Origin of the sequence: uncultured Algoriphagus sp., from assembly GCF_963974835.1 — a bacterium.
Classification (GTDB): Bacteria; Bacteroidota; Bacteroidia; order Cytophagales; family Cyclobacteriaceae; genus Algoriphagus.
The window spans coordinates 1-19,393 of sequence record NZ_CAXBET010000003.1; the positions used below are offsets into that span (position 1 = coordinate 1).

Genomic DNA, 19,393 nt, shown 5'->3' on the forward strand with positions numbered 1-19,393 from the left:
GAGACGATGACGTTGATAGGCTACAGGTGTAAAGGCAGTAATGTCATAGCCGAGTAGTACTAATTGCCCAAAAGCTTACCCTACGTTTGTTACAGTTTCTGCAAAGACATGTTAGTAACTGTCGGATGTTTGGTGTCGGGTGACCGGTGCAGACAAAGACAGAGAACTTAAGATATTAAGTGGTCATACCACAAAGATTTAGGCGGCCTAGCGCAGGGGTCCCACCTCTTCCCATCCCGAACAGAGAAGTTAAGCCCTGCAGCGCCGATGGTACTGGGGTTACACCCGGGAGAGTAGGTCGCCGCCTCATTTATTCCAAAGCCAGCTTTAAACAGCTGGCTTTTTCGCGTTTAAGACTATTCCGGTTTTGTATTAATCCATCCGATAAATCAAGTTTTGCCCGTGAACCTTATTCTGATCAAAATATCTGTGAATGATTTTAGTTGTATATACTTTGGTTTTTATCACACAATTTCAAATTCCACTTTTCATTTTTAGAATATTGTTGCAGTTTTGCATCAAAGCCCAATTTGAATGTCTATTCTATTTAAAGGTCTCCGTATTGTTAATCCTGATGGTATAAAAGAATCTGGGGATTATGTTTTTGACAATGGAGAATTGATTCTAGCTGCTTCTGGCAACTCTCTGAAATTTGATAAAGAAATTAATGCCTCTGGATGGTTATTGACAGAAGGTTGGATTGATCTCAGGTGCAGTATGGGTGAGCCTGGTCATGAATACAAAGAATCTATCGAAAGTCTGGCTGAATCATTGACTTCGAGTGGCTTTTCAGCTGCTGTTATTTTGCCAAATACAGATCCCGTTATTCAGTCTAAAAGTGATGTGGACTTTGTCATCAATCGTTCCAAACGATATACACCTGAATTTTTAATACAAGGAGCAGTGACAAAGAACACAGATGGGGAAAATCTGACAGAGATTCTGGATATGCATCATCAGTCCGGAGTTAGTGTGTTTGGAGAAGGTAATAAGCCTTTGTCAAATGGAGATCGGTATATGAAAATACTTCAATACCTTCAGAAATTTAACGGAGTATTATTTGATCACGCCTATGATCCACTGCTTGCCATCTTTGGTCAAATGCATGAAGGGGAGAATTCTACCATGTTAGGTGTGAAAGGTATTCCTAATCTTGCCGAAGATGTAGCTATTCAAAGGAATTTGGAGATTATTCGTTACGCAGGTGGGCGAGTTCATTTTCAGACCATCAATACAGCCAAAGGTGTGAACCTTATTCGCCAGGCAAAAGCTGAGGGATTGAATGTGACTGCTGATATTTCTATTTATCAATTGTTGTTTTCTGATGGGGACTTGATGGATTTTGATCCTAATCTAAAAGTTAAGCCTCCTTTCAGGGGAGACGCGGATCGAGAGGCTCTTATTGAGGGCCTGAAAGACGGGACTATAGATGCATTAGTAAGTAATCATCAACCTGAGGATCTTGATTCAAAGTTCATGGAATTTGATCTTGCCAATTTTGGAATGGTCGGGTTACAAACGTTTTTACCGGCATTGGTGGAACTTGAAAAAGAACTTGGATGGCCACTTTTGATAGATAAAATCACTGCCAAACCAAAATCCATACTTCCTCACAAATTGAGCGAGTCTTGGACGATCTTTGACCCGAAAGCTGAATGGACATACGATGAGAAATCCAATAAATCACTTTCATCCAATTCACCATGGTTTGAAAAGGAGCTTGTTGGACAAGTCAGATATGTGGTGCAGAAGGGACAATTAATAGAGGTAAATGTATAAATACTTTAGTACTGCTTATAAGTTTGGAGGTTTTGCGGGAATTTTGAGTATTCTTTCGTTTATAATTTTATCATTCTTATATCCTGATCCCACTAATCTAAATCTGGTCTTTGGATATGTTATAACCCCTGTAGCTATTTATCTTGCTATCAAATTCTTCAAAGAATATAGCAATACAGGTTACCTTTCTTTTGCTGAGGGAATGTCTGTAGGCTTTGTAACTTATATTTTAGAGGCTTTAGTGTCTTTGGGAGGAATCTGGATAATTTTGATTGTTCGTCCTGATTTATTTGGTCAAATAAAAGACTCAAAGCTAGCTGTGCTATCCACGAGTAAGGAATCCATAGTATCCCAAGTGGGAGAGAATTCTTTCAATATGACCTTAGAGAGCATCAAAAATATGATTCCTTGGGATGTGGCTTTGAATGATGCACTTTGGAAAATCATCCCGGGTCTGTTTTTTACTATTATTATATCTATTATTTTAAGGAAAAATCCTAACTAACGAACTTATGGAAGAGAAACAATCTCCTTTTCAGGCTGCAATTAAGCCAGGCTTAACTATTGGATTAGTGTCATTGGCACTTACTTTTATAGCATATTTTATTAATTCTACTCTACTTGGTTCAGCATGGTTTGGACTAGTAGCTATAGTTTTATTCTTTGTTTTGATCATATACTTTGGAAAGCAATATAGATCTGAAATAGGAGGTTTTATGTCCTTTGGGACAGCTTTTAATTTTAGCTTCACAACTATGGTAATCTCTGGATTAGTCGGTTTGATTGGACAAATACTTTTGTTCCAAGTCATAGATCCTTCTCTTGCTGGAGTTTTAGCAGACCAAGCATTTGAAAATGCTTTGGGTTTTATGGAGAATCTTGGTCAAGACCCAGATACAATGGATCCTGCCATTCTGGAGAAAATGCGAACCGACACTGCGAGTAGCTTTACTTTAGCAGGTCAATTAAAGAACTTTGGCTTTGGGCTTATTGTGTATGCGATTATTGCTTTAATTTTGGGAGCAATCCTAAAGAAGAGAGACAAGTCTCTCGATTATTAAATTATGACCCAAATTTCAGTTGTAGTTCCTGTATTTAACGAGGAAGAGTCACTGCCTGAATTAACTCAATGGATTAGCCGTGTCATGAATGATCACGGCTTTTCTTATGAGTTGATATATGTAAATGATGGCAGTTCGGACAATTCCTGGGGAATTATTAATTCATTATCACATCTTTCGACAGAGGTAAAAGGAATCAACTTTACCAGAAACTATGGAAAGTCAGCTGCACTGGATGCTGGGTTTAAGAAGGCTTGCGGAGATGTAGTAATCACTATGGACGCAGATCTCCAAGATAGTCCAGACGAAATACCTGGATTATATGTGATGATTACGCAAGGGAAATTTGACGTGGTCTCTGGCTGGAAAAAGGAACGTCATGATCCAATAGGAAAAACTATCCCTTCCCGTTTTTTTAACGGAATAACACGATGGATTTCCGGGATCAAATTACATGACTTCAATTGTGGACTGAAAGCTTACAGACTGAAAGTGGTGAAGAATATACAGATCTATGGTGAAATGCATCGGTATATTCCTCTGCTGGCCAAATGGAATGGATTTGGGAAAATAGGAGAGAAGGTCGTCCAGCACCAAGCTAGAAAATATGGGTATTCCAAATTTGGATTAGAAAGATTTTTAAATGGATTTTTGGATCTGATCTCTGTATCTTTTGTACATAGGTATAAAAAGAAGCCCATGCATTTTTTTGGATTATTGGGTAGTTTTTCGTTTCTCACAGGTTTTGCGATTACTTGCTGGTTGATATTTGAGAAAGTTTACGGCTTGAGCAAAGGATATAAAGTAAGAGAAATTACTGAGCAGCCACTTTTTTTCTTGGCATTAGTAGCTTTGATTATAGGTGTGCAGCTATTTGTTACTGGATTTATTGCTGAGTTGATGACTTCCAATCAATCAAAGGATACAGAATACAAAATTGATGAAGAGATTAACTTCGATTTTTGATGAAGTTTTCGGTAATCATACCGGTTTATAATCGACCAGAGGAATTAAGGGAATTATTGCGAAGTCTTTTTAAGCAAAAAGATGATGATCTTGAAATTGTTGTGATTGAGGATGGTTCCAGCGTAACTTCATCTCATGTGGTCGGTAGCTTTAAGAATGCTCTTCATATCCAGTATCTAATTCAAGAAAATACCGGGCAAGGATTTGCCAGGAATAAGGGTATGAAAAATGCCACAGGGGATTTTTTCGTGATTCTGGATTCAGACGTGATCTTGCCCGTCGATTATTTACAAAAGCTTTCAGAAGCTATAAAGGACAGACAATTAGATGCTTTCGGTGGTCCTGATGCTGCAGATGAGGATTTTTCTGCATTGCAAAAAGCAATGGATTTTGCGATGACATCTTTTTGGACTACGGGTGGTATTCGAGGTAAGATGAAAGATCTTTCAAACTATCAGGCTCGAGGATTCAATATGGGTGTCTCGCGGAAAGTATTTGAAACAACTGGAGGTTTCGTAGACCCAAATCAGGGAGAGGACATAGAATGGAGTATGCGCATCAAGAACGCGGGATTCAGACTTGAATTAGTTAAGGAGGCGTTTGTATATCATAAGCGTAAAAACACACTCAAATCATTTGCGAAACAAGCCTTTTCCTTTGGTAGAAATCGAGTGAATGTGTCAAGGTTTCACAAAGGAGCGATCAAATTGGTGCATTGGCTACCTACAGCTTTTCTCCTTTTTTGCCTGAGTATACCGATTTTTTACTTTTTGGATGCATTGCTTTTTAAGTTCAGTGCATGCTTATTTATGCTATGGAGTTTGGGAGTTGTTCTTTCTTCAGCTTTACAAAACGGCTCGGCCAAAGTAGGGATATTGAGTTGGGTTACTTCCCTCTCTCAACTTTGGTCCTATGGACTCGGGTTGCCTTTTGAGCTTTTCAAAAAAGTGATTAGAGGTTAAGCACCTTTTCTACAGACGAAAATTACCTCTTCCCGAGGAAGCGCATTTTGCTTGACTACCTCGGAGGAAATTTCCTTTACAAATTGATTTTCTTCAATTTTAATTCCCGACTTTCTTAAACGTTCAGCATAGTCTTTACCAAACTTGCGTACATGATCGCGCTGTCCAAAAATGCGTTCCCTTTCTACAGTGTCAGTAATTGTATTGTCTTCTAAGGTATTTTCGATTGGGTATACAGGCGATTGAAGTATACCCCATCCATCGGGCTTCAAAACCCGATTGAACTCAGAACATGCTCTTATGTCATCTTGTACATGCTCCAGGACATGATTGCAAAATACCACGTCAAAACTGTTTTCAGGAAAAGGGATCTCATGAACATCCATTTTCACTTTTGCCAAAGGGGATTCTATATCTGCAGTGATGTAATCAAGATTTTTTAACCCTTCAAAACGCTCAATAAAACAATGCTCGGGTGCGACATGCAAAACCCGTAGCGGAGCAGTAAAGAAGTCTGTTTTCTCCTGAAGAAATAGCCACATCAATCTGTGACGTTCCAAAGACAGGCAATTAGGACACAATGCATTTGCTCTTGCGATTCTACCATAGGGCAGAAATTTTTTATAACTGTGATTGCAGATTGGACAAGTGACATTTTTGCCAGAATTCATCTGCGCAAAGACTTTCATTACAAATGGGCTAATACGCTGTAATAGTGGCCTAGGTACGTATCTAATAACGAAACTGATGATGGATTTCATGGTGGGTTCTAATCAGGCTGCAAGTTACGCAAAGGGACAAAAGGAGGGTAATGAATATTAATGTTTCGCTTTTTTTAGATTTGATGAGCAATAAGATTCTTGTTTGTGATCAATCAATCAGTATTTTAGTTGATGAGAAAAGTTTTCCTTTTTCAGAATTAGAATTCCACTCCATGAAGATCAGAAGATTTCAATTTTTAACATCCTTATCCCTATTACTAATTTTCAGCTTATTTCCTAGCTTTTCCAGAGCTCAGAATAATCCGACTTTTACCTTAAAGGAGCTTGTGCAGCAAGCGAGGGATAATTCTCCGGCGGCTCTTCGTGCGAAAAACAGAAAGGAAAATAGCTTTTGGCAGTATAGGCTGTTTCGGTCCAATTACAATCCTCAATTAAGACTTACAGGGACAATTCCACAATATTATCAATCTTACAATCAAATTACTCAGCCCGATGGATCGATAGAATTTCTTGAGGTGAAGCAAAATTTGATGGATTTAGGATTAGGATTGGAGCAGGTAATTGGAGCTACAGGAGGAACCGTTTCCGTGAATACTTCCACTACAAGATTCGATAATTTTCTTTCATACCCTGGAGAACCAAAGACCCAATACTCAGGTGTTCCCGTAAGCGTAGCTTTGCAGCAACCCATTTTTGCATATAATGTATATAAGTGGGACAAGAAAATTGAACCATTGATTTTTGAAGAAAGTCAGAGGGCGTATGTGAAAGAAATGGAAGAAGTTTCGATCTATGTCACTCAGCTGTATTTTGAATATTTGATTGCCCAAGTCAATTCTGAAATTGCTACTTCTAATCTAAACAACACAGAGAATATCTTCACTATAGAAAAAAAGAGAAACGAAATTGGGGTCACACCGGAAGATGAGCTTTTACAGGTAGAATTGCAGGTGCTGAATGCTCAGCAAGAAATGGCGGAGGCACAACTTGAACTGGAAAGCGCCGCGTTTTCTATGAACTCTTTCATAGGATTAAATCAGTCATCCAAACTCAATCTGATCTCCCCCGAGAATATTCCTGACTTTGAAGTAGACGTCGATCGAGCGATAGAATTGGCCTTTCAGAATAGGGCTGAAGCTATAGGATTCGATAGGCAAAAGATTGAAGCAGCTTCTGCTTTAGCTCAGGCAAAAGGCCAACGATTTCAGGTAATGCTCAATGCACGATACGGCTACAATAATGCGGCTTTGAATTTTCCTGATATTTACCAAAATCCAAATACACAATCCTTGGTAAGTCTTGGGCTTTCGGTTCCCATCTTAGACTGGGGTAGAAATAAAGCCAGAATGTCCATGGCTATGGCAAATCAAGATCTGGTAGAGAATACACTGGCCCAGGAAAAGATTACTTTTGAACAGGAGATTTTCACCAAGGTGAAAAACTTTTTGATGATTAAAGAGCGCCTGAATGTGACTAAAGTTTCAGATGACGTAGCGCAGCGCAGGTATGATATCGCCTTAAGAAGATATCAAACTGGTAATGTGACCATCTCAAATCTTAACATTGCACAAAATGAAAAAGACTCGAATAAACGAGCCTTTTACACATCCTTACGCGATTTTTGGATGGCTTATTATGAATTGAGGTCACTCACTTTGTATGATTTCGAAAATGACCAACTTCTGTATGTCCCTGAAAAACAATAAACTTAAGTGTCAGTTAGGTATTTTCCTCAATGTACTCTTCAAGCTTTGACATTTTCTTTTCCATCTTTTCAATAGACTTGGATTGCTTGTCCATTTTCTTTGTGATTTTTGAGATATCATCTGGTGAAAGTTTTCCAGATGAGTTTTTCTTTTCAAAATCTTCTCTCAATTTTTGTCGCTTTTCAATTGCCTTGTCATAGTCTTCTTTATATTTTTCGAGTTTGACTTTTGCTTTCTCGACCTTCTCCATAGTTTTTGCGTCTACTGAAGAAGATATTACTGTCTGGGCTTTTACTTCAGGTGGAGATAGGTGGATCAATCCACCTAATAGTATGAATGCGAAAATTAGTTTTTTCATAGTTTCAGTAATTATAGTGTAAAGGTACAACGCTTAATAGTTTGGTGATGTTTGGAATTACTCTATATCCGAGTCGCTATTTCCTTTTGGTAAGCGGCTGGCTTTTTTAAGAGATTCCCGGATGATCCACTCAAGTTGACCATTTGTACTACGAAACTCATCTGCGGCCCATTTTTCAAGAGCTTTCATCATACTTTCATCCAGTCGTAGTGCAAATGCTTTCTTCTTAGACATAATTTATTCCTCCATCCAGTTTTCGATGAAATCTGCCAGTTCTTTAGATTTCATCGTTCCTATCAATATTTTTTTCTTTTCACCTACATTAATAAGTAGTCCTTCATTGCCCAGAACCGAGTAGGCCTTAGTAGTTTTGTTTCCTTTAAATCCCCATCCACCAAAATCGGTCAATGGGCTATAGTTGATTACTTTGGCATACTTTATTGCTTCCTTTGGAAATTGTCTCCATTTAAGAATAAATGGCTTGTACCGAAATGATATGCCTTTTGGGTCAATCCTCGTTTCCAGTTTTAGATTGGAAATCAGACCTAAGATCAGAACCATAGTACCAACAACCAATCCTAGGGCAAGCGCCATTTCTTGCTTTTTCTGGGACGTAGCGTATAAAACAATCAATAAGATCAGGACTGGAAGCTCTGTCAGTATGATTACATACATTACCCAGCTTCCTACATAAGATTGAGTCTCTTTGAAAATCCTGGTGGCCATGGCTATTGATTCAATGTTCCTACATTGAGAACAGGTGATGCGCTCTTATCTGAGCAAAGAACTACCATCAAGTTGGATACCATTACCGCCTTTTTCTCATCGTCAAATTCTATGATTTCTTTTAACTTTAAATCCTCCAAAGCCATTTCGACCATTCCAACAGCTCCTTCCACGATTTTTTGACGGGCTGCTACAATTGCAGTTGCCTGTTGTCTCTGTAGCATAGCAGAAGCTATCTCTGAAGAATACGCCAAATGGGAAATTCTAGCCTCTATTACTTTGATTCCTGCGTGATGTAGGCGTTCACTTATTTCTTGCTCCAGAGAATGATTGACATCCTCTACTCCAGATCTCAGTGTCACTTCCGCTTCTTCCGCTTCGAAATTATCATAGGGATACAAGCCAGCCATTTTTCTAATAGCAGCGTCTGACTGTAGGTGAACAAAATTCTCATAGTCATCTACATCAAAGGTAGCTTTGAATGTATCTTCCACTTGCCATACAACAATGGTCCCTATCATTACAGGATTACCTATTTTGTCATTTACTTTCACAGGCTTGTTTTCAAAGTTTCTCACCCTTAGGGAAATTTTCTTTTTTGTCATAAAAGGACTTACCCAGTAGAAACCATTGGCTTTTACACTTCCTCTATAATCACCAAAAAGCAGAAGAACCATCGATTTGTTGGGTTCCACGATAAAGAATCCACCAAGACAGATTAATGCTATCACCACTGATAAAATGCCGACTACAATCATTATTTGCTGAATAAAAAGTGCAACCGCGAAAATGACAAGTCCAATAACAAGCAGGATCATGATATATCCTGATATAGGTTTAGTTACTTTTTCCATATTTTTTTTGATGTTAAAATGATATCATATTGAATTACGCTAATTTTTCTGGAAAAGTTTGAAATCATCAAAAAAAAATACCCCGACCTTGGTCGAGGTATTTCTTGGTTTTACAGTTCCTGTTTTTAATGAAGATAAAATTGTGGTAAGTTTCAGGTTTTGAAATCCTGTCGTTGTACTGATTTTAGTAAATTTCCTCCATGATTTGCTTTCCAATATCCTTCCTGAAATGCATTGATTCATAGAAATTGTATTTATCTTCTGTTATAGCATTCTTACCGGAATAGTCATAAACATTATTTTCAAATATTTTATTAAGAATTTTCAAGTCTGCACTATTCATTTTTACCTGCGTATACATTGGACTGATTACAATCTTATATTTAGTATTGTGTTTGTCAAAAATTTCTTTTATTTGAGTTAAGAGCTTTGTTACGCTAGAATATATTAATCTCTTTGATACTTGTTCTTCTTTTGGTCTTTCATAGAAGATTTCTTCCTTTTCTTTATAATACTTATTTTTATCAGCATTAATTTGTTCTTCTAATTTTAGTGCATCAAAAGGGATAAATTTTTTACCAATTTCATTATTGTCTAACATAAGATACCCATCCATATAAGCTCTCTTTTTTCCGAAAATTTTGTAATCCAGATATCGTATAAAGAAGCCAGTAAAAATATAATCTTTTAAGTATTCAGAAATGAATGCGCTCCTACTTTCATGAGAAACTCTTGGATGTTTAATTACCAAATGGCCATGACTATTAATTAGTTTTTGCAAAGTTAATTCTGTGTCAATTACAATTAATACATTATCCATTTTTCCACCTAGCTCATCTATCAATTTTATTTTTCCCACTATCCCGAATATAGATTCATTGCCAGCAGAATATGGAAAAGGTTTGGCACTATCGGGAAGATGGGTTTTCCAATCACTAATGAGAAAGCCATATGCAGAACGTGAGCTTCCAAAAATAAACGAATCATAATTATCCGGTAAGTTTAAGTAACGCTCAGTATTTACATAATCTACATCATAATCTACTATAGAGTTGGTGAACTCGTCCTGATGATGAAGAATTTTAAATGGATCCATTATATAAAATGTACTGATTGGAATAGAACCTAAAAGTACTAATGGTATTAGAAAAAATATTGAATTGCGAATAAACTTGACCATATGAATTAAAATTGAAAATATATAAATTCTTGATTGCTGTTACCAAGAGAATTATACATAATAATTATAATAAGAGTATAATACATAGTGTATCTAACAGGTCTTTTCCATTTCAGGCCCAAGTTTGCTATTGCGAATTGTTGATCTCTCCCTATCCATTCAAAGCCTAAAAAAATGATTATAAAAGTAATTACCTGTGCCGCACCAAGCCTGTTTGAAAATACTGGAACTTGAAACAGTGACTGAGAGAAAATTCCTGCGATGTAGTCAAATGCGTGATGAAGATCTCTTGCTCTAAAAAATATCCAAGCAATCACTGTAAGCCCAAATGTCACCATAATAGAAATAAACTCTTTAAAACCAGGTAGATACCTTCCTTCTGCAATTGGTCCTAAATTATTTCTATTGTTATTGGTCAGTAAGAGAGGTAAAAAATAAATTGCGTTTAATAAGCCCCATACAATAAACGTCCAATTGGCACCATGCCAAAAACCACTTACTATAAATATGATAAAAGTATTTCTTACTTTCATCCAGATACCCCCTTTACTTCCTCCTAGTGGTATGTATAGATAATCTCTAAACCATGTTGAAAGTGATATATGCCAACGCCTCCAAAATTCTGCTATATCTCTTGAGAAATAGGGATAGTTGAAATTTCTCATTAAATCAAAACCAAATAATCTAGATGTTCCAATTGCAATATCAGAGTACCCGGAGAAATCTCCATAGATTTGAAATGTAAAAAATATAGCACCTAGAAGTAGTGTACTTCCTGAGTAGTCCGACGAGTTGTTGAAAATCAAGTTAGCGTATTGGGCACATCCATCTGCTATAACTATCTTTTTGAACAAGCCCCATAATATCTGCCTCATTCCATCTACAGCGAGATGATAATTGAATTCTCTTTTTTTATAAAATTGAGGTAATAGGTGAGTAGCCCTTTCGATCGGACCAGCCACTAATTGAGGGAAAAAACTTACAAACGTGGAAAATGAAATAAAATCAGAAGCCGGTTCTAATTTTCTTCTATATATATCAATCGAATAACTTAGTGTTTGAAAAGTATAAAAACTTATTCCTACTGGTAATATAACATTTAATGTATTAGGGTGTATTTCGCTTCCAAAAAAGGAAAATGCTTTAATGAAATTATCTATAAAGAAATTGTAGTACTTGAAAAAACCTAACAAGCCAAGATTTATAGCGAGACTTACACCTAATAGAAATTTTCTTCTAGTTTCATTATTCTCATCTTTCATCCTTTTGCCAACAAGAAAGTCAACAACGGTACTAAAGAAAATCAGAAATAAAAATCTCCAATCCCACCATCCGTAGAAGACATAGCTTGCAACGAGTAATAATGAATTTTGATTTTTTAAATTCTTATTTACTACAAACCAATATAGGATGAAAACAATTGGTAAAAATATAGCAAAGTCTAAGGAGTTAAGTAGCATTTGAAGTATTGTTAAAGCTTAGTTACTATAAAATAAAAATAGTTAAAAATTGAGTATGCTAAGTTTATGTATAGCGCTTCCAAAGATTTAAATAAGTGAGTTAAATATCCTCACTTTAAGTTCTTTTTAATATTCATTTATTTTCACAGCTATCTGTAAATTGAATAAGTTATACCGATTAATAATAATATAATTATTAAATTAAATCTACTGTGACTCTAGTTCAATTATCTAAATTAGAGAATGGATTTTTGCTTACCTTTCTAATTAGGCCGTTCGTAGATTGGGCATTAGTTTCCATATTTCCACTTTAGAAATTTGTTGTTTCTTGCTGATCGGTTCTGATGGTTTAAAGCAACACATTTTTTTTACCACTTTCTATTTTAAATTATTTTTTAAATCTAAAATATCCATAGGTGGTCAGAATATCACCTTGATGGGCTATTTACGCATCAAGTTTTATAATTTCGGTATAGTTGGTTGTGCTTTTGGTATCCAATTAGGGTTTCAATTTTTCCCGATAGCAATGGTGTTTTCAATTCTTTACCATATCTGGGTCATTTATTCTGTCTGGATCACCGATTTAAATCAGAGTTTTGATGAATATAAAATGAAGGATTTTTTTGCTTGAAAGCGTTAAAAATAAGTCTGTAAGTTCATAGGTGTAAATTCATCTTACAGGATACCAGCATTATCTCTTGCGAAAATTATAATGCAATGGTCATTTGCCAATATTGATTTATGGAAGAAGTATGAAAATTTAATTACAATTATTTCTTCTTCGTAAATAGCGAATCGACAAATTCTTTTCGATTGAAAATCTGTAAATCGGTCATTTTTTCACCAACGCCTATGTATTTGACAGGTATTTTGAATTGATCCGAGATTCCGATCACAACTCCTCCTTTGGCTGTGCCGTCCAATTTGGTGATAGCTAATGATGTGATTTCAGTTACTTTTGTAAACTCTTTAGCCTGGATAAATGCATTTTGCCCAGTAGACCCATCCAATACGAGCAAAATCTCATGCGGTGCATCTGGGATGAATTTCTGCATTACGCGCTTAATCTTACCAAGCTCATTCATCAGATTTACTTTAGTATGAAGTCGACCTGCCGTGTCGATGATGACAACATCTGCATTGGTGCCTACTCCTTGCTTAACTGCATCAAATGCGACAGATGCAGGATCTGTATTCATTCCGTGGGATATCACAGGCACGCCAACCCGATCTCCCCAGAGAATCAATTGATCCACTGCCGCAGCTCTAAAAGTATCGGCAGCTCCTAGGACTACTGACTTTCCAGCTGATTTAAAAAGATTGGCGAGCTTGCCTATAGTGGTGGTTTTTCCTACTCCATTTACTCCCACTACCATGATCACATACGGCTTTTTGCCTTCAGGTAGATCAAAATCAAGGAGGTCCTGAGTATTATTTTCTTTGAGTAGGTTTTCTATTTCTTCTTTTAGAATTACATCAAGCTCGGCGGTATTCACATATTTGTCTCTGGCTACACGCTCTTCTATTCTACGGATGACTTTTATAGTAGTATCCACACCGACATCTGAGGTAATAAGAATTTCCTCTAATTCATCCAAAACTTCATCGTCTACTTTGGATTTGCCGACGACAGCTTTGCTAAGTTTGGTAAAAATATTTTCGCTTGATTTCTGAAGGCCCTGATCAAGGCTTTCTTTTTTATCTTTTGAAAAGAAACCAAAGATTCCCATACGTGTGCTTTTTAAAAGTGGAATTTAACGAAAAAGTCCCTGCTGACCGATGGACAGAGGGACTAAAATGTCTTATGCTGCAAATTGCAACTTATTTTTTCAAGGTGTCCTGTACCAAAGGGGAAGGAACCATTTCTTCTCTGAAGGTATAAGCGCCAGTCTTTTCAGATCTAACTGCTTTAATTACTTTGGCGTAAGACACGCCACCTTCTTTTTTTAGGGTTGCTACTACTTTCTTAGCCATGGTCTTGTCGTTTTAACGGAATTGCTTCCGAGCTAAATTATTTAATTTCTTTATGAACAGTTACTTTCTTCATGATTGGGTTGAATTTTTTCAATTCCAATCTCTCAGTAGTATTTTTTCTATTCTTGGTCGTGATGTATCTTGAAGTACCTGGCAAGCCTGAAGCTTTGTGCTCCGTGCATTCCATAATCACTTGTACTCTATTGCCTTTCTTAGCCATCTTTAAATTAATTTAAGGGTCGTGACCTTGATTATCTGATTACAATCATCCCGTTATCCTGAGCTTCTTTCAAAACTGCAGTGATACCTTTCTTATTGATAGTCTTCAATGCCTTAGTACAAACTTTCAAAGTGATCCATGCATCTTCTTCTGGAACGTAGAACGTCTTCTTGTGAAGATTTGGGTAGAATCTACGCTTAGTCTTGTTGTTTGCATGGGAGACGTTGTTACCTACTCGAGGTCTTTTTCCGGTTATGTCACAAACTTTTGCCATGGTAATGTATAGTAAATTGTATCCGTTTCTGTAATGAGTCTGCAAATATCGGAACTTTTTGGGGATATACAACAATGCCTTTCAAAAATATTTCCTTTTATATCAGACTTTTGGATAGGGGCAGTGTTTGCAGCCATTGCCGCAGCAATATCCACGTTTTAAATGGTATTTTTTTGTAAATACCATTAATCCTTCTTCGTTAAAATAAAAGTCTTCCGAACTTAATACGGTAGCAGGGAAAGGCTTCTTGGGATCTTTCATGGTTCGGGTAAAGGCAATTACTATATTTGAACTTATCGAGTCCTTATTATATAGTATACAAAATTACGAAAAACATGCAGACTATCACTTCCAGTAAGCAGGCAATAGAATTAGAAGACAAGTACGGCGCACATAATTATCATCCATTACCAGTTGTATTGGCAAGGGGAGAGGGAGTATTTCTTTGGGATGTAGAGGGTAAGCGTTATTATGATTTTCTGTCCGCCTATTCAGCTGTGAACCAAGGTCACTGCCATCCCCGAATAAAAGATGCTTTGATAGAGCAGGCAAGTACATTGACTTTGACTTCGAGAGCATTTCACAACGATGTGCTAGGTCCTTTTGAAAAATACATTTCCGATTATTTCGGTTATGATAAAGTGCTTCCCATGAACACCGGAGCCGAAGGTGTGGAGACTGCGATCAAAATCGCCAGAAAGTGGGGCTATGAGAAAAAAGGTGTTGACGAGAATCGAGCAAAGATTGTCGTAGCTGAGAATAACTTTCACGGCAGAACCACTACTATTATATCCTTTTCTAATGATGAAAATGCGAGGAAGAACTTTGGGCCTTACACTGCGGGGTTTGTGAAAATTCCTTTTAATGATATATATGCGTTGAAAACAGTCTTAGATGACCCTGATGTAGTTGCTTTTCTAGTAGAACCAATCCAGGGCGAGGCAGGTGTATATGTGCCGGGACCAAACTACTTGAAAGAAGCAAAAGCAGCATGTGAGGCAAAGAACGTTTTATTTATAGCGGATGAAATTCAGACAGGAATTGCACGAACAGGAAAGTTGCTGGCTGTGGATCATGAAGAGGTACGGCCGGATATTCTGATTTTGGGAAAAGCAGTTTCAGGAGGATTTTATCCGGTATCTCTTGTTTTGGCAGATGATGCGGTGATGAATGTCATCAAGCCAGGCCAACATGGGTCTACTTTTGGCGGAAATCCTCTCGGGGCGAAAGTGGCTATGACTGCACTTCAAGTAGTGAAAGATGAGAAACTTGCTGAAAATGCGGAGAGGCTAGGAGAATTATTTAGACTGAGAATGCAGAAGCTTGTCGATAAATTTGATATCGTGAAGCTGGTTCGAGGAAAAGGATTACTCAACGCAGTAGTGATCAATGATACTGAGCAAAATAGTACAGCCTGGGATATTTGTGTTTCACTGATGGATAATGGACTATTGGCAAAACCTACTCATGGTAATATTATCCGTTTCGCACCTCCATTAGTGATGACCGAGGAGCAGATCCATGAATGTTGTGATATTATAGAGAAGACTATTGCTACATTCGAAAAGTAGGTGAAAGAGATTTCTTAAACTTTGATGAACCCTCCCTGGTAATTGGAACTTGGGAGGGTTTTTTAGTGTCTTATACTTAATTTTGAAAACTTAAAAAAACTTGACCAACACATGTTAAAGGCTGTAATTTTTGATATGGATGGGGTGATTTGCCATACCAATCCATTTCATTCTATCGCTTTCCAGCAGTTTTTCGCGAAGCGTAACCTCAATCCTACTGAAGCAGAATATGTAGAACATATGTATGGGAAAAACAACGGATATATCCTGAGTCATTTCCTTGGCAGAAAAATAGAGGGTGAAGAATTAGCTTTACTTGAAGATGAGAAGGAAGGGCTATTTAGAGAGATTTATAAGTCAGAAGTAGATCCTATTGCCGGATTTATGGAGTTTTTTGCGAAGCTAAAATCTGAGGGTTTGCTTACTGCTGTGGCCACGTCAGCTCCTCGAGCAAACCTTGACCTTATTATAGGTGTGCTGGGGATAGGAGGACAAATGCAATCACAGCTTGCATCAGAAGATGTGTCTAAGCATAAGCCAGACCCGGAAGTTTATCTGAAAAGTGCAGCGAATCTTGGTTTGAAGCCTGAAGAATGTTTGGTGTTTGAAGATTCTTTCTCAGGGGCAAGTGCCGGTATTAATGCTGGGATGAAAGTAGTAGGGGTACTTTCCAGTCATACTAAGGAAGAGTTACCAACGTGTGACCTATATATAGAGGATTATAAAAACTTAGATCTTATCCAAATTCAACAACTTTTCAACTAAATCATGCTAAGAAGACCTAGAAGAAATCGAAAATCCGAAGCGGTAAGGAATCTAGTAGAAGAAACCAGTCTTTCTGTCAAAGATCTTATCTTCCCCATGTTTTTGGTAGATGGAGTAAACAAGAGGGTTGCGATTGATTCAATGCCTAATATATATAGGTACTCTATAGATACTATGCTCGGTGAAATCGAAAGCTGTTTGAAATTAGGAATTCAGTCCTTCGATGTGTTTCCGGCTTATCCGGACACTTTGAAAGATACGATTGCTTCTGAAAGTTATAATCCTGAAACTTTTTACCTGAAGGCACTTCGTGAAATCAAAAAGGAATTCCCGGAAGTATGTCTGATGTCCGATGTGGCAATGGATCCCTACAGTAGTGACGGGCATGATGGATTGGTAAAGGATGGCAAGATCTTAAATGATGAGACTCTTGAAATTCTTGCAAGGATGTCTTTGGCCCAGGCTGATGCTGGAGTGGATATTATTGGCCCTTCGGATATGATGGATGGTCGAGTAGGGTATATACGTGAGTTGCTGGATGAAAATGGTTTTACTGACACCTCAATAATGTCTTACACGGCAAAGTATGCCAGCGCATTTTATGGTCCTTTTAGAGATGCTTTGGACTCTGCTCCGAAATTCGGTGATAAAAAGACCTATCAGATGAATCCAGCAAATTCTCAGGAAGCTTTGATAGAAGGCGATTTGGATACCGAAGAAGGTGCCGACTTCCTAATGGTGAAGCCTGCGCTTTCCTATTTGGACATTATAAAACTGCTGAAAGATAATTTTCCACTACCAATTGCAGCATACAATGTGTCTGGTGAGTACAGTATGATCAAAGCCTCTGCTGAAAAGGGTTGGATTGATCATGACCGTGCCATGCTCGAAGTTTTATTGAGTATCAAGCGTGCTGGAGCGAAGGTAATTCTTACGTACTTCGCCAAAGAATATGCAAGTTTGGTGAAATAGCATATTTTGATTCAATTTATAAGTAATTAACCGGCCTTGGTCGGTTTTTTTTATGTCTTCTGTTTAAAAAGTGACTGATTTTGTTCCAATTCAATTCATTTTTTTGAAAGTAGAGTAAAAAAATATGGACTTTCTAAAAATTTATATTTTTCGTAAAAGCAAACAGTTTACTTAAAATACTGTTTTTTTTTCTTTTTAAGAATAATATTCCTAATACCTAGTGTTTTTTTTGTCAAAGTTTGGAATTGACTAGTCAGTAATCAATTTCAGAGAATTTTATAAACATATACCAAATATTATTTTTCTGTATTATATGTTCGCAGAATCACTTGAAATCTAGGATTTATTGCAAAAAATGTAAAAAATAGATTTAAAATGACATTAAAAATCACTTTTCAATGTATTAATAGTAAAAATGGATTTGTTTTTTTAGGAATAATATAATTACATTCGGTTCAAGCTAACTAATTCAAACCTATCGTAAATTCTGAATAACGTTCTAAAAACTATATAAAACCTATGAAGTATTTCGCAACACTGCTGGCTCAAGATTCGGCCGCAACGATGGACTTGTCCGCTGAGATCGCTCAAAATTTACTGACGACAAACAATGTGTGGATGATGCTATCCACTGCCTTGGTATTTATTATGCACCTTGGATTTGCAGGTGTAGAAGCTGGCTTTGGTCAGGCCAAAAACACAGTAAATATCCTTTTTAAAAATACCATCACGCCAATCATTGGTATTTTATCTTATGCCTTTGTTGGCTTTTATCTAATGTATCCTGGTTTTGAAACTCCAGGATGGTTTGCTTTCGACTCTGCAGGATGGAGTATGTTCTGGTTTTCACCGGGTGATGCAGACGTGACTTCTGGTTATGCTGATGGAGGCTATACCTACTGGACAGACTTTTTGTTCCAGGCTATGTTTGCTGCTACTGCCGCTACTATCGTGTCTGGAGCTATAGCAGAGCGCGTGAAATTATGGGCCTATTTAGTGTTTACACTGATTTATGTAGGAATTATCTATCCATTAATTGGTAGCTGGAAGTGGGGCGGAGGAGCATTGGATGCAATGGGCTTCTATGATTTTGCTGGAAGTACTTTGGTTCACTCAGTAGGTGGATGGGGAGCTTTAGCAGGTGTGATCTTAGTGGGACCTAGAATCGGTAAATATGTTAACGGAAAAACAGTTGATAAGCCAGGCTCAAGTGTGCCTCTAGCTGTAATCGGAGTTTTCCTACTATGGCTAGGCTGGTTTGGATTCAATGGTGGTTCAGTACTTTCTGCGGACCCTGCATTAGTATCATTTGTATTGGTGACTACATGTCTTGCTGCATGTGCTGGTGGAATAGGAGGTTTCTTAGCAGGAAACATAGTTTTCAAAAGATTGGATTTGGGAATGGTGCTGAATGGTGTGTTGGCAGGTTTGGTAGGTATTACAGCTGGTGCCGATGTGATCAATCCTGGTTCAGCCATAATCGTGGGTTTCGTGGCGGGAATTCTTGTAGTGTATTCTGCAGTATTGCTAGATAAGCTTAAACTTGATGATGTAGTGGGTGCTGTTTCTGTTCACCTTACTTGCGGTATTTGGGGGACATTAGCCGTTGGCATTTTTTCTACAAATCCTGACCATACCTTCTTTACACAATTGATCGGCGTTGCTATTTGTGGGGTAGCAGCCTTTTCTTCCGCATTCCTAATCTTTTTTGTTCTGAAAAAAACTATGGGCATCCGTGTCTCAGAAGAGCACGAGCGTCATGGATTGGATTCTCACGAACATGGAATTCGAGGATATACTATTGTATATGACGAATAGTATTAAACAAATATTAACCCTAGCC

At 37.4% G+C, this 19,393-nt stretch carries 22 protein-coding genes and 1 rRNA gene; 11 read left to right on the top strand and 12 right to left on the bottom strand.

The genetic code is table 11. From position 1 onward, the window contains the following. Window positions 1–198 precede the first annotated feature (198 nt). The 6 genes from rrf to AACZ73_RS08020 all read left to right on the top strand — a co-directional run bounded on the left by rrf (window position 199) and on the right by AACZ73_RS08020 (window position 4,768). A 5S ribosomal RNA gene (gene rrf, locus AACZ73_RS07995) occupies window positions 199–310 on the top strand. Window positions 311–534: 224 nt separating this feature from the next. Then, window positions 535–1,779, top strand: a complete 1,245-nt coding sequence (locus AACZ73_RS08000; RefSeq protein ID WP_339876980.1) for a dihydroorotase — start codon at window positions 535–537, stop codon at window positions 1,777–1,779. Beyond that, window positions 1,772–2,284 (top strand): DUF4199 domain-containing protein, encoded by a 513-nt coding sequence (locus AACZ73_RS08005; RefSeq protein WP_339876982.1) that lies wholly within the window; start codon window positions 1,772–1,774, stop codon window positions 2,282–2,284. Before AACZ73_RS08000 ends, AACZ73_RS08005 begins: the two co-directional genes overlap by 8 nt. A 7-nt stretch (window positions 2,285–2,291) precedes the next feature. Further along, window positions 2,292–2,840 carry a DUF4199 domain-containing protein gene (locus AACZ73_RS08010; protein ID WP_339876984.1) on the top strand — a complete coding sequence of 183 codons (549 nt, stop codon included), beginning with the start codon at window positions 2,292–2,294 and terminating at the stop codon, window positions 2,838–2,840. Between the two features lie 3 nt (window positions 2,841–2,843). Continuing rightward, window positions 2,844–3,806, top strand: coding sequence for a glycosyltransferase family 2 protein (locus tag AACZ73_RS08015; protein WP_339876986.1), 963 nt, complete (start codon window positions 2,844–2,846; stop codon window positions 3,804–3,806). Next, the gene (locus AACZ73_RS08020) at window positions 3,806–4,768 is read left to right on the top strand and encodes a glycosyltransferase (RefSeq protein WP_339876987.1); all 963 of its coding nucleotides are present in this window, start codon (window positions 3,806–3,808) and stop codon (window positions 4,766–4,768) included. The genes AACZ73_RS08015 and AACZ73_RS08020 overlap by 1 nt, the downstream gene beginning before the upstream one ends. On the opposite strand, the gene AACZ73_RS08025 is transcribed toward AACZ73_RS08020, so the two are convergent. Continuing rightward, window positions 4,765–5,529, bottom strand: a complete 765-nt coding sequence (locus tag AACZ73_RS08025; RefSeq protein WP_339876988.1) for a class I SAM-dependent methyltransferase — start codon at window positions 5,527–5,529, stop codon at window positions 4,765–4,767. The two genes, AACZ73_RS08020 and AACZ73_RS08025, sit on opposite strands and share 4 nt — an antisense overlap. Before the next feature lie 173 nt (window positions 5,530–5,702). Here AACZ73_RS08025 and AACZ73_RS08030 point away from each other — a divergent pair, with 173 nt between their 5' ends. After that, window positions 5,703–7,196, top strand: a complete 1,494-nt coding sequence (locus AACZ73_RS08030; protein ID WP_339876990.1) for a TolC family protein — start codon at window positions 5,703–5,705, stop codon at window positions 7,194–7,196. Window positions 7,197–7,209: 13 nt separating this feature from the next. On the opposite strand, the gene AACZ73_RS08035 is transcribed toward AACZ73_RS08030, so the two are convergent. The 11 genes from AACZ73_RS08035 to AACZ73_RS08085 all read right to left on the bottom strand — a co-directional run bounded on the left by AACZ73_RS08035 (window position 7,210) and on the right by AACZ73_RS08085 (window position 14,503). Next, on the bottom strand, window positions 7,210–7,554 hold the full coding sequence (locus AACZ73_RS08035; RefSeq protein WP_339876992.1) for a hypothetical protein: 345 nt from the start codon (window positions 7,552–7,554) through the stop codon (window positions 7,210–7,212). Window positions 7,555–7,611: 57 nt separating this feature from the next. After that, a complete protein-coding gene (locus AACZ73_RS08040; protein ID WP_339876994.1) occupies window positions 7,612–7,788 on the bottom strand; it encodes an Arc family DNA-binding protein in 177 nt (58 codons plus the stop codon). A 3-nt stretch (window positions 7,789–7,791) separates the two neighbouring features. Next, a complete protein-coding gene (locus AACZ73_RS08045) occupies window positions 7,792–8,280 on the bottom strand; it encodes a hypothetical protein (protein WP_339876996.1) in 489 nt (162 codons plus the stop codon). Window positions 8,281–8,282: 2 nt separating this feature from the next. Then, a complete protein-coding gene (locus tag AACZ73_RS08050; protein WP_339876998.1) occupies window positions 8,283–9,134 on the bottom strand; it encodes an SPFH domain-containing protein in 852 nt (283 codons plus the stop codon). A gap of 184 nt (window positions 9,135–9,318) precedes the next feature. Beyond that, window positions 9,319–10,314, bottom strand: a complete 996-nt coding sequence (locus AACZ73_RS08055) for a hypothetical protein (RefSeq protein WP_339876999.1) — start codon at window positions 10,312–10,314, stop codon at window positions 9,319–9,321. A 5-nt stretch (window positions 10,315–10,319) separates the two neighbouring features. After that, window positions 10,320–11,774: an MBOAT family O-acyltransferase gene (locus AACZ73_RS08060; protein ID WP_339877001.1), complete on the bottom strand. Its 1,455-nt coding sequence runs from the start codon at window positions 11,772–11,774 to the stop codon at window positions 10,320–10,322. A gap of 770 nt (window positions 11,775–12,544) precedes the next feature. After that, window positions 12,545–13,504 (bottom strand): signal recognition particle-docking protein FtsY, encoded by a 960-nt coding sequence (gene ftsY, locus AACZ73_RS08065; protein WP_339877003.1) that lies wholly within the window; start codon window positions 13,502–13,504, stop codon window positions 12,545–12,547. Window positions 13,505–13,595: 91 nt separating this feature from the next. Then, window positions 13,596–13,748: a DUF4295 domain-containing protein gene (locus AACZ73_RS08070; RefSeq protein ID WP_310108035.1), complete on the bottom strand. Its 153-nt coding sequence runs from the start codon at window positions 13,746–13,748 to the stop codon at window positions 13,596–13,598. Between the two features lie 37 nt (window positions 13,749–13,785). Then, window positions 13,786–13,968, bottom strand: a complete 183-nt coding sequence (rpmG, locus tag AACZ73_RS08075) for a 50S ribosomal protein L33 (RefSeq protein ID WP_057939355.1) — start codon at window positions 13,966–13,968, stop codon at window positions 13,786–13,788. A gap of 31 nt (window positions 13,969–13,999) precedes the next feature. Further along, entirely contained in the window at window positions 14,000–14,242 is a 243-nt protein-coding gene (gene rpmB / locus AACZ73_RS08080) for a 50S ribosomal protein L28 (RefSeq protein ID WP_057939354.1), read from the bottom strand. Window positions 14,243–14,344: 102 nt separating this feature from the next. Further along, on the bottom strand, window positions 14,345–14,503 hold the full coding sequence (locus tag AACZ73_RS08085) for a DUF5522 domain-containing protein (protein WP_339877004.1): 159 nt from the start codon (window positions 14,501–14,503) through the stop codon (window positions 14,345–14,347). Between the two features lie 74 nt (window positions 14,504–14,577). On the opposite strand from AACZ73_RS08085, the gene rocD reads away from it, so the two are divergent. The 4 genes from rocD (at window position 14,578) to amt (ending at window position 19,368) form a co-directional block, all read left to right on the top strand. Then, window positions 14,578–15,813: an ornithine--oxo-acid transaminase gene (gene rocD / locus AACZ73_RS08090; protein WP_339877006.1), complete on the top strand. Its 1,236-nt coding sequence runs from the start codon at window positions 14,578–14,580 to the stop codon at window positions 15,811–15,813. Between the two features lie 111 nt (window positions 15,814–15,924). Continuing rightward, on the top strand, window positions 15,925–16,578 hold the full coding sequence (locus AACZ73_RS08095) for an HAD family phosphatase (protein ID WP_339877008.1): 654 nt from the start codon (window positions 15,925–15,927) through the stop codon (window positions 16,576–16,578). 3 nt (window positions 16,579–16,581) lie between these two features. Further along, window positions 16,582–17,550: a porphobilinogen synthase gene (gene hemB / locus AACZ73_RS08100; protein ID WP_339877010.1), complete on the top strand. Its 969-nt coding sequence runs from the start codon at window positions 16,582–16,584 to the stop codon at window positions 17,548–17,550. Between the two features lie 519 nt (window positions 17,551–18,069). Continuing rightward, window positions 18,070–19,368: an ammonium transporter gene (gene amt / locus AACZ73_RS08105; RefSeq protein WP_339877012.1), complete on the top strand. Its 1,299-nt coding sequence runs from the start codon at window positions 18,070–18,072 to the stop codon at window positions 19,366–19,368. Window positions 19,369–19,393 lie beyond the last annotated feature (25 nt).

What these genes read in the sequence shown, in the direction of transcription:
- rpmB (WP_057939354.1), bottom strand. Translation starts at nt 14,242, where the DNA reads ATGGCAAAAGTTTGTGACATAACCGGAAAAAGACCTCGAGTAGGTAAC.
- AACZ73_RS08060 (WP_339877001.1), bottom strand. Translation starts at nt 11,774, where the DNA reads ATGCTACTTAACTCCTTAGACTTTGCTATATTTTTACCAATTGTTTTC.
- AACZ73_RS08050 (WP_339876998.1), bottom strand. Translation starts at nt 9,134, where the DNA reads ATGGAAAAAGTAACTAAACCTATATCAGGATATATCATGATCCTGCTT.
- AACZ73_RS08015 (WP_339876986.1), top strand. Translation starts at nt 2,844, where the DNA reads ATGACCCAAATTTCAGTTGTAGTTCCTGTATTTAACGAGGAAGAGTCA.
- AACZ73_RS08025 (WP_339876988.1), bottom strand. Translation starts at nt 5,529, where the DNA reads ATGAAATCCATCATCAGTTTCGTTATTAGATACGTACCTAGGCCACTA.
- AACZ73_RS08010 (WP_339876984.1), top strand. Translation starts at nt 2,292, where the DNA reads ATGGAAGAGAAACAATCTCCTTTTCAGGCTGCAATTAAGCCAGGCTTA.
- AACZ73_RS08005 (WP_339876982.1), top strand. Translation starts at nt 1,772, where the DNA reads ATGTATAAATACTTTAGTACTGCTTATAAGTTTGGAGGTTTTGCGGGA.
- rocD (WP_339877006.1), top strand. Translation starts at nt 14,578, where the DNA reads ATGCAGACTATCACTTCCAGTAAGCAGGCAATAGAATTAGAAGACAAG.
- AACZ73_RS08070 (WP_310108035.1), bottom strand. Translation starts at nt 13,748, where the DNA reads ATGGCTAAGAAAGTAGTAGCAACCCTAAAAAAAGAAGGTGGCGTGTCT.
- AACZ73_RS08000 (WP_339876980.1), top strand. Translation starts at nt 535, where the DNA reads ATGTCTATTCTATTTAAAGGTCTCCGTATTGTTAATCCTGATGGTATA.
- AACZ73_RS08055 (WP_339876999.1), bottom strand. Translation starts at nt 10,314, where the DNA reads ATGGTCAAGTTTATTCGCAATTCAATATTTTTTCTAATACCATTAGTA.
- AACZ73_RS08020 (WP_339876987.1), top strand. Translation starts at nt 3,806, where the DNA reads ATGAAGTTTTCGGTAATCATACCGGTTTATAATCGACCAGAGGAATTA.
- ftsY (WP_339877003.1), bottom strand. Translation starts at nt 13,504, where the DNA reads ATGGGAATCTTTGGTTTCTTTTCAAAAGATAAAAAAGAAAGCCTTGAT.
- AACZ73_RS08040 (WP_339876994.1), bottom strand. Translation starts at nt 7,788, where the DNA reads ATGTCTAAGAAGAAAGCATTTGCACTACGACTGGATGAAAGTATGATG.
- AACZ73_RS08085 (WP_339877004.1), bottom strand. Translation starts at nt 14,503, where the DNA reads ATGAAAGATCCCAAGAAGCCTTTCCCTGCTACCGTATTAAGTTCGGAA.
- rpmG (WP_057939355.1), bottom strand. Translation starts at nt 13,968, where the DNA reads ATGGCTAAGAAAGGCAATAGAGTACAAGTGATTATGGAATGCACGGAG.
- amt (WP_339877012.1), top strand. Translation starts at nt 18,070, where the DNA reads ATGAAGTATTTCGCAACACTGCTGGCTCAAGATTCGGCCGCAACGATG.
- AACZ73_RS08095 (WP_339877008.1), top strand. Translation starts at nt 15,925, where the DNA reads ATGTTAAAGGCTGTAATTTTTGATATGGATGGGGTGATTTGCCATACC.
- AACZ73_RS08035 (WP_339876992.1), bottom strand. Translation starts at nt 7,554, where the DNA reads ATGAAAAAACTAATTTTCGCATTCATACTATTAGGTGGATTGATCCAC.
- AACZ73_RS08045 (WP_339876996.1), bottom strand. Translation starts at nt 8,280, where the DNA reads ATGGCCACCAGGATTTTCAAAGAGACTCAATCTTATGTAGGAAGCTGG.
- hemB (WP_339877010.1), top strand. Translation starts at nt 16,582, where the DNA reads ATGCTAAGAAGACCTAGAAGAAATCGAAAATCCGAAGCGGTAAGGAAT.
- AACZ73_RS08030 (WP_339876990.1), top strand. Translation starts at nt 5,703, where the DNA reads ATGAAGATCAGAAGATTTCAATTTTTAACATCCTTATCCCTATTACTA.